The sequence below is a fragment of the Streptomyces sp. NPDC059169 genome (genome assembly GCF_042755225.1).
Taxonomy (GTDB): Bacteria; Actinomycetota; Actinomycetes; order Streptomycetales; family Streptomycetaceae; genus Streptomyces.
Genome location: NZ_JBHZCF010000008.1, coordinates 95,131 through 108,160, shown reverse-complemented (window position 1 = coordinate 108,160; position 13,030 = coordinate 95,131). Strand labels below are relative to the sequence as shown.

The window sequence follows — 13,030 nt, the reverse complement described above, 5'->3', positions numbered from 1 at the left end:
GAACGATGGACGACATGCATGTACGCGCGGGCAGCACGGCCGAAGGGCCCTACGCGCTCGACATCGCCCCCGAGACCGCGGGGTGGGGCTACTCCGCCCTGCGGATCCTGGAACTGCCGCCGGGTGGTTCGCACCTCCTCAATGCCGGCGACAAGGAGTGGATCGTGCTGCCGCTGGGCGGCGGGTGCACGGTCCGGACGGACGGCTGCAGCATGGAACTGCTGGGCAGACGCAGCGTGTTCGCCGGCGTCACCGACTTCGCCTACGTCCCGCGCGACGCCCACGCACAGATCGCCTCCGGCGCGGGAGGCCGCTTCGCCCTGGCAGGAGCGAGGTGCGAGCGACGACTCCCCGCTCGCTACGGACCCGCGTCGGAGGTCGCCGTCGAGGACCGCGGCACTGGCACGTGCGCCCGCAGAGTGAACAACTTCGCTGCCGCCGGCACGTTCGCCTGCGACCGTCTCATCGCCGTCGAAGTCCACACCCCCGGCGGCAACTGGTCGTCGTACCCGCCTCACAAACATGACGAGCACCGGCCGGGTGAAGAGACCGCACTCGAGGAGATCTACTACTTCGAGATCGACGGCGAGAACGGGTTCGGCTACCAGCGGGTGTCCCCGTCACGCCCCGGAGGGACGGACCTGCTCGCCGAGGTCCGCAGCGGAGACGCCGTACTCGTCCCCGACGGGTGGCACGGTCCGTCCATCGCCGCCCCCGGGCACGACATGTACTACCTGAACGTCATGGCGGGCCCGGGACCTGAGCGGGAATGGCGCATCCGCTTCCACCCCGACCACACGGAGGGCTACCGATGAGCACGGGACCGCACCCGCCCCGCCCCGGCACGCGCAGACTGACCACCGCCCAGGCTCTCGTCGCCTTCCTCTCCCGCCAGTACACCGAGCGGGACGGCCGGCGACAGCGGCTGATCGGCGCCATGTGGGGGATCTTCGGTCACGGCAACGTCGCGGGCATCGGCCAGGCCCTCCTCGAACCCGGTGTGGGGACGGCGGCGGGTACGAGCGCACCCGCACCGCACATGCCCTTCTACCAGGGCCGCAACGAACAGGCGATGGTGCATGCCGCCGTCGGTTTCGCCCGGCAGTCCGGCCGGCTGTCCACCCACGCCGTCACCACATCGATCGGTCCGGGTGCCACCAATTTGGTCACCGGTGCCGCCCTCGCCACGGTCAATCGGCTTCCGGTCCTTCTCCTCCCCGGGGACGTCTTCGCGGCCCGACCCGCAGACCCGGTTCTCCAGCAGCTTGAGGTGCCGTACGCCGGGGACGTCTCCGTCAACGACTGCCTGAGGCCGGTGTCCAAGTACTTCGATCGGATCACCCGTCCCGAAGCGCTGGTCCCCGCCGCGCTCGCGGCGATGCGGGTGCTCACGGATCCCGTCGAGACGGGCGCCGTCACCCTGGCGCTGCCCCAGGATGTCCAGGCCGAGGCGTACGACTGGCCGGAGGCGTTCTTCGCCGAGCGGGTCTGGCGCGTACGGCGTCCGCAGCCCGACCCCGACGAACTGGCGGAAGCCGTCCGGGCGGTACGGGCCGCCCGGCGCCCGCTGGTCATCGCCGGCGGCGGGGTGCACCACAGTGGTGCCGAGCGCGCGCTGCAGACCTTCGTCGACGCGACCGGTATCCCGGTCGCGTCGACCCAGGCGGGCAAGGGTTCCCTGCAGCATGACCACCCGGCGGACGTGGGCGCCGTCGGTCACACCGGCACGGCCACCGCCGACGGGTTGGCGCGCGCCGCCGACCTGGTGATCGGCATCGGTACCCGCTACTCCGACTTCACCACTGCTTCCGCGACTCTCTTCGCCCACCCGGACGTCCGCTTCCTCAATCTCAACGTCACCGGCTTCGATGCCCACAAGCTCGCGGCGCTCCCGCTGGTCGCGGACGCCCGAACGGGTCTGGAGGCCCTCACGGCCGCTCTCGTCGACCATCGCGTGGACCACGGCTACGTGGCGGAGTACACCGGTGACAAGGAGCGTTGGGAGCAACGGGTCGGTGTCGCGTACGAGGTCCGTGACGAGGAGGACCGCCCCACCCAGCCGCAGGTCCTCGGTGTGCTCGACAGCCTGGTCACGGGCGACGACATCGTGATCAACGCGGCGGGTTCTCTTCCGGGTGACCTCCACAAGCTGTGGCGGGCCCGCTCCCGGGACCAGTACCACGTCGAGTACGGCTACTCCTGCATGGGGTACGAGATCCCCGCGGCGATCGGGGTGGCGATGGCGGCACCCGGGCGTCCCGTCTGGGCACTCGTCGGTGACGGTACGTATCTGATGAATCCCACGGAGATCGTGACCGCGGTGCAGGAGAACGTCCCCATCAAGGTGGTCCTCCTGCAGAACCACGGGTATGCGTCGATCGGAGGTCTGTCCGAGTCGGTCGGCAGCGAGCGGTTCGGCACCGCCTACCGCCACCGGGAGGACGACGGCGCGTACACGGGAGCCCCGCTGCCGGTGGACCTGGCGGCCAACGCCGCGTCCCTCGGGATGCGGGTGATCCGCGCCCAAACCGTACGTGACCTGCGCGAAGCCCTAGCCGAGGCCCGTGCGGCGGATGTCCCCACATGTGTCTACGTCGAGACCGAAACGGCAGACACTGTGTCGGGCCCGCCTCCTGCCCAGGCATGGTGGGATGTTCCTGTGGCCGCGACCGCGACCCGCTCGTCGGCGGTCAAGGCCCGGGAGGAGTACGACCGGCAAGTCGCAGCCCGACGCCACCATCTCTGAAGGAGCTTTTCGCCATGACGAAGACCGTCAACCACTGGATCGGTGGCAAGACCGTCGAGGGCGCGTCCGGCAACTGGGGTCCGGTCACCGATCCGGCGACCGGCGTCGTGACCACCCAGGTCGCGCTCGCCTCCGTCGAGGAGGTCGACGCTGCCGTCGCCGCCGCGAAGGCTGCATACGCCACCTGGGGAACGTCCTCCCTGGCCCAGCGCACCACCATCCTCTTCCGCTTCCGTGCGCTGCTCGACGCCCACCGTGACGAGATCGCCGCTCTGATCACCGCCGAGCACGGCAAGGTCCACTCGGACGCGCTGGGCGAGGTGGCCCGAGGCATGGAGATCGTCGACCTGGCCTGCGGCATCACCACCCAGCTCAAGGGGGAGCTTTCGACCCAGGTGTCGAACCGTGTGGACGTGGCCGCCATCCGTCAACCGGTCGGTGTCGTCGCCGGCATCACGCCGTTCAACTTCCCGGCCATGGTGCCGATGTGGATGTTCCCGCTCGCCATCGCGTGCGGCAACACCTTCATCCTCAAGCCCAGTGAGAAGGACCCGTCGGCGTCGCTGAAGCTCGCCGAACTGCTCGCGGAAGCCGGTCTGCCGGACGGCGTCTTCAACGTGTTGCACGGTGACAAGGTCGCGGTCGACCGTCTGCTCGAACACCCGGACGTGGCGGCGATCTCCTTCGTCGGTTCCACCCCCATCGCCCGGCACATCCACACCACCGCCTCCACCAACGGCAAGCGGGTCCAAGCGCTCGGCGGCGCCAAGAACCACATGTTGGTCCTCCCGGACGCGGACCTGGACGCAGCGGCGGATGCCGCCGTCTCCGCCGCGTACGGCTCGGCGGGTGAGCGCTGCATGGCCATCTCCGCGGTCGTGGCGGTCGGTGCGATCGGCGATGAACTGGTCGAGAAGATCCGTGAGCGTGCCGAGAAGATCAAGATCGGTCCCGGCAACGACCCGACCTCCGAGATGGGCCCGCTCATCACCAAGGCCCACCGCGACAAGGTCGCCTCCTACGTGCACGGTGCGGCGGACCAGGGCGCCGAGGTCGTCCTGGACGGCACCGGATTCACGGTCGGAGGCTACGAGGACGGTCACTGGATCGGTCTGTCGCTGCTCGACAGGGTCTCGACCGACTCCGACGCCTACCGCGACGAGATCTTCGGCCCCGTGCTGTGCGTGCTGCGCGCGGAGACCTACGAGGACGGCGTGGCGCTGATCAACGCCTCCCCGTTCGGCAACGGCACCGCCATCTTCACCCGTGACGGAGGGGCCGCCCGCCGCTTCCAGATGGAGATCGAGGCCGGCATGGTCGGCGTGAACGTGCCGATCCCGGTACCGGTGGGGTACCACTCCTTCGGCGGCTGGAAGGACTCGCTCTTCGGCGACCACCACATCTACGGCAACGACGGCGTGCACTTCTACACCCGCGGCAAGGTCGTCACCACCCGCTGGCCGGATCCCTCCGAGGCCCCGACGGGCGTGGACCTGGGCTTCCCCCGCAACCACTGAGCGCACAGCACCCCCGGTGCAGGACGCCGCGCGGCCCGTACGGAACACTCCGTGCGGGCCGCGCGGCCTTTCCCGCGGCGGCGTCGTCCTTCCAGGCGGAGGCGATGTCCGCGCCCGGTGCGAACAGGTCGAGGAAGGCGCCGAAGCCGGAGACCGAAGCGCGTCGGTTCGAGCGGTCCATCGCCCCGACGGTGATGGTCTCAGGGACGCACCCCGGCGAGTCGTCGCAGGCGTTCGTGGGCATCGCGCCGATGGTGCCGTGACCCGCCGCGACCGCGTAGCTGACGCCGGATGCGATCGACTTCTTACCGCGTTGTCCAGCGAGGTGTCGCGCCGCCGTCCTGGCAGCGAGACGCGCCGTACGTGTCTGGGACATCGGGGCCGAGAAGCCCTCGATGACGGACCGGTAGGTGCGCTGGGGAGCCGCACCGAGGTCTGCGGCAGGTGTACTGCCGTCTCTCAGGACAACGATCCAGCTGCCTTGAACGGCGGTCGCGGCGGGAGCGAGACGGAGGTCGCCGAGAGGCGCGCTCTGCGCGGTAACGCCGACGCGTGGCTCAGCGGTATCGCCGACCCGTAGGTCATGCGGACCGAGCTCACGGACGATCGTCCCCAGCACCCCCGCCAGTGCCCGGTCGGTACCGCACCGCCGCGCTTCGTCGACCGACGGTGCGCACAGGCACATGTCCACGCCCCCCGTTGGGATGGAGCATCTCGAATGCGGAGACCATTCCGGCCGGGACGTCGTCGACGCACGCGATCAGCAACAGACGGCCGGAAGCAGCAAGGACCGTTCGGTCCGCTCCGGCTGCACCGGGCCGTCGAACGGGTGTTGGGTGGGCGTGAGCTCGGCGACCATGGTTGCACGGCGGGTCTGCACGCCTACCGTTTCCTTCCAGCGCTCCGTACCGCAGGCGGTGTACGCGCAAGCTACCCCCGTACTACTCGGGAAGGGCCACCAGTTCCGCCCCACGGCAGCCGCGGTGCGGCGCGCTCTCCACCTAGGGTTCAATCATGAAGATCCGACTCCCCGGCCGATCGGGGGCGCCCGGGCGCCCCCGATGGATCGCCGGCCTCGCGGCCTTCGCCGTGGTTGCAGGCGCCGGCACATGGATGGCTGCGGCCTCGGCCGACGAGCCCTCCGTACAGCGCGAGGACCGGGTGCTCACCATGCCGGGGGCAAGGATCGACACGTCGTACTTCACCTCCGGTGGGGGCGGTCGCCGGCCCGCCGTGCTGCTGGGCCACGGATTCGGCGGCAGCAAGGACTCAGTGCGGGAGGAGGCGGAGGCTCTGGCCCGCGACGGGTACGCCGTGCTCACCTGGTCGGCGCGTGGTTTCGGCGCCTCGACGGGGCAGATCGGTCTCAACGACCCGGAGTACGAGGTCAAGGACGTCTCGCGGCTGATCGACTGGCTCGCGCGGCGCCCGGAGGTCCGGTTGGACGCGAAGGGTGATCCACGGGTCGGGGTGACCGGCGCGTCCTACGGCGGGGCGATCGCCCTCCTCGCGGCGGGGCACGACCGGCGCGTCGACGCCATCGCACCGCAGATCTCGTACTGGAACCTTGCCGACGCGCTCTTCCCGAACGGCGTCTTCAAGAAGCTCTGGGCTGGCATCTTCTTCACCACAGGCTCTCTGGGCACCACCGGATCCCGACCGGGAGCCCCCGAGGGCTCGGCGGACGCGAACAGTCCAACGGACGGCAACGCCCCCGGTCGGGCGGACAGGAACATTCCCGAGTCAACCGCCGAAGCCCGTACGCGAACGGTGCCTTCGTCCCCGCCCAGTCCTTCCTCCGCGCCCTCTCGGGCCACCGTCCCGGCTACCACCTCTGCCTCTTCCGACCCTCCGCGACGCTCAGTTGGTTCCTCCTCCGCGTACCCGGCCGCGCAGGCCGCGGCTCCGGGTGCCGGCACCTCCGGGTGCGGCCGCTTCCGGCCGGAGCTCTGCGCCATGTACGAGCGCGTCGCCACCGCCGGGAAGCCCGATGCTGCCGCCCGTGCGCTGCTGGAGGCGAGGAGCCCGTCCGCCGTCGCCAGGCGGATCAAGGTGCCCGCGCTCATCGTGCAGGGGCAGTTCGATTCCCTCTTTCCGCTCGGCCACGCCGACGCCATGGCCAAGGCCGTCGCGGCAAACGGCGCGCCCGTTGCAGTGGACTGGATCGCGGGCGGTCACGACGGGGGGACCATGGAAGGCGATCGGGTCCGCGCGCGGGTCTCCGCCTGGTTCGACCGGTACTTGAACGGCAACGAGGCCGCGGACACCGGTCCCGCGTTTCGGGTCACCCGGACGGGCGGCCTCGATTCGACCGACGGCAGGGCCACCCGCCGGGGCGCCGCGGCCGACACCTACCCGGGTTTGCATGCGGGCGGGGAGCCCGTCGAACTCATCGGCCGAACACAGTCCTTCCGCAACCCGGCCGGAGCCACTCCTCCCGCGATCTCAGCGGTACCGGGCGTCGGGGGCGGACTGTCGCAGTTGTCGTCGCTCGGAGGTGGAGTCTCCCTCGACTTCCCGGGACAGTACGCCAGGTTCGACTCCCTGCCCCTGGGGCGGCGGACGCGGGTCACCGGCTCTCCGACCGTCCGGGTCCGAGTGGCCTCGGACCGTGGTCGAGCGGTTCTGTTCGGAAAGGTGTACGACGTCGGCCCTGGCGGGCGCCAGCAAGTGCTTCCCGCGCAACTCGTCGCGCCCATCGCTGTCGAGGGTTCAGGAGCAGGCCGGACGGTCGAGCTGACCCTTCCCGCCGTGGACCACGAAGTGGAGGCGGGGCACCGGTTGCGTCTTGTCCTCGCCGCCACCGACCTGGGCTACGCCTCACCGGCCGAGCCGGCGACCTACACGGTCTCCCTCGCCGGTCCGCTGACGGTGCCGACCGCACCGGGCGTCACGACCCAGTCCGCCGCGCTGCCCTGGTGGGTCTGGGGCTTGCCCGCCGCGGGGGCCGTCATCGCGACCGGACTGCTGCTCACTACCCGTCGAAGGGCTGCCGCCGCCCCAGCTCCCGCCCCCGAACTCGCTGATGTGCCCCTGCAGATCACGGGTCTGTCCAAGCGGTACGGGAAGTCCACCGAGCGCTACGCCGTGCAGGACCTGACCTTCCGAGTAGAGAAGGGACAGGTGGTCGGACTCCTCGGCCCCAATGGTGCGGGGAAGACCACCACGCTGCGCATGCTGATCGGTCTGATCTACCCCGATGACGGTGAGATCCGCCTCTTCGGGCATGCCGTCAGGCCCGGGGCGCCCGTCCTCTCCCGGGTCGGCGCGTTCGTCGAGGGTTCCGGTTTCCTGCCCCATCTCTCAGGTCGGGAGAACCTCGAACTCTACTGGCGCGCCACCGGCCGTCCCGCCCGGGACTCGCACATGGACCGTGCCCTGGAGATCGCCGGCCTCGGGGATGCCCTCTCTCGTGCTGTGCGCACCTACTCGCAGGGCATGCGGCAGCGACTCGCCATCGCTCAGGCGATGCTCGGGCTACCGGACCTCCTGATCCTCGATGAGCCGACGAACGGGCTCGACCCGCCTCAGATCCGCGAGATGCGCGACGTGATGATCCGGTACGCGGCCGAGGGCCGGACCGTCATCGTCTCCAGTCACCTCCTCGCGGAGGTGGAGCAGTCGTGCACGCACCTCGTCGTCATGGACCGGGGCCGGTTGGTGCAGACGGGTCCGGTCGCGGAGATCACGGGTGCCGGCGACATCCTGCTGGTGACGACCGCATGCGAGCTGTCCGTGGCCGTCATCGAGAAGATCGCGGCATTGCCCGGCGTCGGTTCTGCGGTGCAAACCGAGGACGGCACCGGTGTCCTGGTCCGCTTGGACGGCACGGGCGCAGCCGGTCTGGTCGCGGAACTCGTACGGCTGGACGTGCCGGTGACCGGAGTGGGACCGCACCGGCGCCTGGAGGATGCGTTCCTCACGCTGATTGGAGGAGCAACCGTATGAGTACGGTTCCCACTGCGCCGCCCGCACCCGGCTATCGAGCGTGGCGCACCCTGCCGCTCCGGGTGGAGGCAGTACGTCAGCTGAAGCGCCGGCGGACGTGGGTGATGGGCGGGGTTCTGACGGCACTGCCGTTCGTACTGATCATCGCCTTCGCGGTCGGAGGGACGCCGTCGGAGAGAAGCGGTGCAAGCGGCCGGATCACGCTGATGGACACGGCGACGGCCTCGGGTGCGAACTTCGCCGCTACATGCCTCTTCGTCTCGGCGGGCTTCCTGTTGGTGGTGCCCGTCGCACTGTTCTGCGGGGACACCGTGGCGTCCGAGGCGAGCTGGTCCTCCCTCCGCTATCTCCTGGCGGCACCGGTCCCTCGATACCGGCTGTTGTGGTCCAAGCTCACGGTCGCCCTGGGCCTCAGCGCGGCGGCGATTCTTCTGCTGCCGCTCGTTGCACTCGCTGCGGGCACGATTGCCTATGGCTGGGGTTCATTGGAACTGCCCACCGGCGGATCCCTGGCGACGGCCGACACCGTACCGCGGCTCGCAGTCGTCGTTGCGTACGTCTTCCTGTCCCAGCTGGTCACGGCTGGACTGGCGTTCTGGCTGTCGACCAGGACGGACGCCCCGCTGGGTGCCGTCGGTGGAGCGGTCGGACTGACGATCATCGGAAACGTCCTCGATGCGGTGACAGCGTTGGGTTCGTGGCGGGATTTCCTGCCCGCGCACTGGCAGTTCGCGTGGGCGGACGCGCTCCAGCCCCAGCTGGCGTGGGACGGCATGGTGAAAGGGGCCGCGGTATCGCTCACGTACGCCCTCGTTCTGGTCGCCCTGGCCTTCCGTGGATTCGCCCGTAAAGACATCGTCTCCTGACCTTCCGTCGGCCCTATCGATCAGATCCAGCCACGGCGTGCTGCTTCCACTCCCGCGCGGAATCGACTTGCCGTCCCCAGAGCGGCAAGGAGCTCGCCGACCCGGCGGCTGTACGTGCGCGCCGACATGCTGAGGCGGGCGGCGGCGGTCTCGTCCGTCATTCCCGCCATTATCGCGTCGAGGACCGGACGCAGATGGTCGGGTGCGGTGCCCGAGACGGCCGTCTCCAGGTCCACACCTCCCGCCCACCAGGCGAGATGAGTGCGGACCAAGGCCTGGACCACGGCGGGGTCACGGACCAGGACGAGACCGTTGCAGTGACGTCTCAGATCGAGTGGCACAGCGGCCACTGCGCGATCTGCCACGACCAGCTTGAAGGGGATGGAGTCCGTCACCCGCGCCCGACCGCTGATCCGTCCGGCCGGCGGCAAGTGAGCCAGTGCCTGCCGGGGGACGATGCGGCGAACCGTCGCGGGCTGCGCCGTCGTCTTGCGGGTACATGCCACTGCGAGTGTGCGAAAGGATTCGGGAACCTCCGAAGCGCCCACCGGATCGTCGAAGGTGAGCAGCTCGTGCCGGGCCGATCGGACGAGCCCCGCGAGGGTGTCGCTCACCTGTGCCGGTCCTCTGATCGACCGTGCGGACGGTGCATCGGGCCTGGCAGGCACTCGGGGCCCTGAGCCCGGTCTGGGCATCGTGACGACATCCAGCACGGCTGACCACCCCCCGATCTCGGAGCCGCACGCCTCATGTACTCACGTGTCTGCACACCGTGACAATCCCCAGTTCAGGGGATGGCGAGTGTCCGCCATCGGCTTCTCCAGCCACGGTCGTGCCCGCCAGTCTGAGTGGTGGGCACGAGAAGGACTCGACCGACGAAAGGGAAGATCACCATGTTCCGACGCGCGACCCCGTGGGCGGGCCTCAGGTCCGTCCTGGCGATGCGGGCGGCCCTTGCCGCTGCCGCGGCGCTCCCCCTCGCGGTGCTGTCTCCGGGTACGGTGCCGGTCCACGCCGCCGACGGTGGCGCCGCTGCAGTCGGCCATCGCGGTGCCTCGTCGCTGCTGTCCTGTACCACCGGTTCGGACGGGTGGACGGGTCGCGCAGACTGCTCCAATCCCACGGGCCGGGTCATCGCCTTCCGCGCCGTCGTCGTGTGCGGCTGGTGGCCGGACCAGTACGGCCATTGGGTGACCTTGGCCGCCGGTGGGTCCGGTACTTCCTCCGCGACGTGCGGGGGAGGCACCGGCGTGGGCAGTGTGAGCTGGGAAGAAGGCTGACGCGGCACCACCGGTCCGCAACGTACCGATCAGCTGTAGGTGTTGCCGAGCCGGCTCCCCTGCAGCTCTGGCCCAAAGCTCCGCCGCTATGGCCCGTTGCAGCATTGAGATTCATCCGCAACGCCTTCGTCTGCTCCACAGGGCCCTCTCGCGCGTCACATTCACCAGTGCTGACGATCCAGGGGGCAAGGATGAGGAGCTGGGCAAGGCCGACCGGAAGACGGCTCGCGATGCTACTGGCCGGGGCCGTGCTGGTGGCCGGTTGTGGTGCAGGCGAGCAGACGGATCGGGCGTCGAAAAGCCATGGCGCGCACCGCGGGCAGGACAGCAGGCCCGCTCCGTTCGCACCTGACGGCGGTGGACGGGGCGCAGAAGACACCTCAGAAGGAAGTGAGGGCGAGCAGAACGGCGACACACAGAAGGAAATCGCACCGAAACCCGACTATCTGTCAACCTTTGCCCTGGACGTGGATACCGCGTCCTACAGCTACGCCCGGCGGACCATCGCCGCCGGCCACTTGCCCGACCCCGGCACCGTGCGTCCCGAGGAGTTCATCAACAGCTTCCGGCAGGACTACCCGCGACCTGACGGCGATGGCTTCTCCGTGACTGTCGACGGCGCCCGCGCGGGGGGTAGCGGCGACTGGACCCTGGTGCGCGTAGGACTGGCCACCCGCGCCACCACGAGGACCGCCGAACGGCCCCCGGCAGCCTTGACGTTCGTCGTGGACGTCTCCGGCTCGATGGGCGAGCCCGGCCGGCTCGACCTCGTGCGAAAGTCTCTCGGCATCCTCACCGATGAGCTCCGCGACGACGATTCCATCGCCCTGGTCACCTTCAGCGATGAAGCCGAGACGCGGCTGCGGATGACCCGGCTCGCAGGGAACCGCGCCCGCATCCACCGGATTGTCGACGAGTTGGAACCGTCGGACTCCACCAACCTGGAAGCAGGCGTGCGCACCGGGTACGGCGCCGCCGTCGAGGGGCGCAGGCGTGGTGCCAACAACCGCGTCGTACTCCTCTCGGACGCGCTCGCCAACTCGGGCGAGACCGAGGCCGACGCCATTCTGGAACGGATCGACAGTTCCCGCCGCGAATTCGGCATCACCCTCTTCGGCGTCGGGGTCGGTAGCGAGTACGGAGACGCGCTGATGGAGCGCCTCACGAACAGGGGGGACGGGCACACCGTGTACGTGTCCACTGCCGCCCAGGCGCGGAAGGTGTTCGTCGACCAACTGCCCGCCCACATCGAGCTGCGTGCCCGTGACGCGAAGGCGCAGGTCGCTTTCGACCCCGCGACCGTGCGGGAGTTCAGGCTGGTCGGCTACGAGAACAGGGACGTTGCTGATGACGACTTCCGCAACGACCGAGTGGACGGCGGAGAGATAGGCCCCGGCCACACCGTGACCGCCCTGTACGCGGTGCGGCTCCGGGAGGGCGCGAGCGGACACGTGGCCACCGCGACCGTGCGTTGGCTCGACCCCCGTCGTCGGATGCCGCACGAGGCGTCGGGCGGTGTGGAGGCGTCCGCGCTCGACGAGGACCTCTGGTCTCCGCGTACGTCCGCGCGGTTCCAGGTCAGTGCCGTCGCGGCGTATTTCGCCCAGCGTCTGCGCGGTGCCGATCTCCCGGGCGCGCCGGTGCTGGGCGTCCTCGCCGAGCGTGCTGACGTTCTCGCCCGGCGTACGGAGGACGCATCTGTACGCCAGTTGGCCGAGTCGATCCGCAGTGCCGGCCGGCTGGTCGGCTGATCGCTCGGCGCGGACGGTGGTTGGTGTGGGGCGAGTAAGGGATCGGGTTCCACACCACACCGCCGCAACGCTCTCCTGGCAGCCGCTGCCCGTGCTGCAGGGCCGCGTGGTCACTCCCGTTGCTCGCCCTCATGGCGAAACGTACCGCTCAACGGCAGTCCGGCCCGCATCAGGAAAGCCCCCGAATCCCCAGGGACCGAGCTGTGCACGAGGCGAGGTGGAGCGTTCGGGCTTCGTTGCGTGCTCTGCTCCATGCCCCGCGTGCCCTCCCGCCAGCGCGTAGCCGGTGTGACCGGGGGATACGCCTGCCTCGGGGCAGGCCGACCGACCCGAATAACCGCCGGTGCCGACCGGGTCATCCCGGGTTCGGTAGTTCCTCGCCGCAGCGTACGCAGAAGCGGGCGTCGGACTCCGTGGCGACCCGTCCGCATGCGGGGCACACACGGTCCAGGAGGCACGCGGCCTCGCCGCCCTCCTGGCGCTGGGTGCCCGTTCGCTTGATGGCCAACCCGGGTCGCCGACGGTGCACGCTCAACTGGACGAGCCCCTCAGGACCTGCGTCCAGGGCTCGTCGGGCACCTCGGGGCAACCACACGACGGATCCGGCGGCGATCTCCTGCCGCACCCCGTCGACTTCGAGGTGCCCGTCGCCCTCGGTCACGTACAGCAGGACGTCGAGGTCCGGTTCCACGTGCTCGGCGACTCGGCTTCCGGCCGGCAGGCGCACCACGTTCGCGTCCAGTTGCCGTCTGTCGATGGCCAGGCGCCACAACGCCCCGCCCTGCTCCGCAGGAACGTCTCCGGTCAGCTCGGCCAGTCGTGCGAGCACGCCTGGCCGGGAAGGGGACGCCATGTTGTTCCTCCTGCGTTCGATCCCCATCAGAGCCACACCGGGCCCCAAGGCCATGCATGTTACCGCGCG

Annotated in this window: 9 protein-coding genes; 7 read left to right on the top strand and 2 right to left on the bottom strand. The window is 69.9% G+C overall.

Annotated features, from left to right (window positions below; all coding sequences use genetic code 11):
- The first annotated feature begins 5 nt into the window (after positions 1–5).
- From iolB to ACFXOM_RS16880, 5 genes are all read left to right on the top strand, one after another.
- Complete coding sequence (gene iolB, locus ACFXOM_RS16900) at positions 6–815, top strand: 5-deoxy-glucuronate isomerase (RefSeq protein ID WP_384931549.1); 810 nt, start codon at positions 6–8, stop codon at positions 813–815.
- Positions 812–2,746: a 3D-(3,5/4)-trihydroxycyclohexane-1,2-dione acylhydrolase (decyclizing) gene (gene iolD / locus ACFXOM_RS16895; protein ID WP_385038311.1), complete on the top strand. Its 1,935-nt coding sequence runs from the start codon at positions 812–814 to the stop codon at positions 2,744–2,746. The genes iolB and iolD overlap by 4 nt, the downstream gene beginning before the upstream one ends.
- A 14-nt stretch (positions 2,747–2,760) precedes the next feature.
- Positions 2,761–4,263: a CoA-acylating methylmalonate-semialdehyde dehydrogenase gene (mmsA, locus tag ACFXOM_RS16890; RefSeq protein ID WP_384940642.1), complete on the top strand. Its 1,503-nt coding sequence runs from the start codon at positions 2,761–2,763 to the stop codon at positions 4,261–4,263.
- 1,014 nt (positions 4,264–5,277) lie between these two features.
- A complete protein-coding gene (locus ACFXOM_RS16885) occupies positions 5,278–8,211 on the top strand; it encodes an alpha/beta fold hydrolase (protein ID WP_385038308.1) in 2,934 nt (977 codons plus the stop codon).
- Positions 8,208–9,077 (top strand): ABC transporter permease, encoded by an 870-nt coding sequence (locus ACFXOM_RS16880; RefSeq protein ID WP_385038305.1) that lies wholly within the window; start codon positions 8,208–8,210, stop codon positions 9,075–9,077. Before ACFXOM_RS16885 ends, ACFXOM_RS16880 begins: the two co-directional genes overlap by 4 nt.
- Positions 9,078–9,097: 20 nt before the next feature.
- Here the strand turns inward: ACFXOM_RS16880 and ACFXOM_RS16875 are convergent, their stop codons facing one another.
- A complete protein-coding gene (locus tag ACFXOM_RS16875; protein WP_384940636.1) occupies positions 9,098–9,691 on the bottom strand; it encodes a DNA-binding response regulator in 594 nt (197 codons plus the stop codon).
- A 279-nt stretch (positions 9,692–9,970) separates the two neighbouring features.
- Between ACFXOM_RS16875 and ACFXOM_RS16870 the strand changes: the two genes are divergently transcribed.
- The gene (locus tag ACFXOM_RS16870; RefSeq protein ID WP_384945433.1) at positions 9,971–10,357 is read left to right on the top strand and encodes a hypothetical protein; all 387 of its coding nucleotides are present in this window, start codon (positions 9,971–9,973) and stop codon (positions 10,355–10,357) included.
- 191 nt (positions 10,358–10,548) lie between these two features.
- Entirely contained in the window at positions 10,549–12,108 is a 1,560-nt protein-coding gene (locus ACFXOM_RS16865) for a von Willebrand factor type A domain-containing protein (RefSeq protein ID WP_385038302.1), read from the top strand.
- 355 nt (positions 12,109–12,463) lie between these two features.
- Here ACFXOM_RS16865 and ACFXOM_RS16860 read toward each other — a convergent pair whose 3' ends face one another.
- Complete coding sequence (locus ACFXOM_RS16860; RefSeq protein ID WP_385038299.1) at positions 12,464–12,961, bottom strand: cupin domain-containing protein; 498 nt, start codon at positions 12,959–12,961, stop codon at positions 12,464–12,466.
- Positions 12,962–13,030: the final 69 nt, after the last annotated feature.

Coding starts and splice junctions, on each gene's coding strand:
- iolB (WP_384931549.1), top strand. CDS start 6: ATGGACGACATGCATGTACGCGCGGGCAGCACGGCCGAAGGGCCCTAC.
- iolD (WP_385038311.1), top strand. CDS start 812: ATGAGCACGGGACCGCACCCGCCCCGCCCCGGCACGCGCAGACTGACC.
- mmsA (WP_384940642.1), top strand. CDS start 2,761: ATGACGAAGACCGTCAACCACTGGATCGGTGGCAAGACCGTCGAGGGC.
- ACFXOM_RS16885 (WP_385038308.1), top strand. CDS start 5,278: ATGAAGATCCGACTCCCCGGCCGATCGGGGGCGCCCGGGCGCCCCCGA.
- ACFXOM_RS16880 (WP_385038305.1), top strand. CDS start 8,208: ATGAGTACGGTTCCCACTGCGCCGCCCGCACCCGGCTATCGAGCGTGG.
- ACFXOM_RS16870 (WP_384945433.1), top strand. CDS start 9,971: ATGTTCCGACGCGCGACCCCGTGGGCGGGCCTCAGGTCCGTCCTGGCG.
- ACFXOM_RS16865 (WP_385038302.1), top strand. CDS start 10,549: ATGAGGAGCTGGGCAAGGCCGACCGGAAGACGGCTCGCGATGCTACTG.
- ACFXOM_RS16860 (WP_385038299.1), bottom strand. CDS start 12,961: ATGGCGTCCCCTTCCCGGCCAGGCGTGCTCGCACGACTGGCCGAGCTG.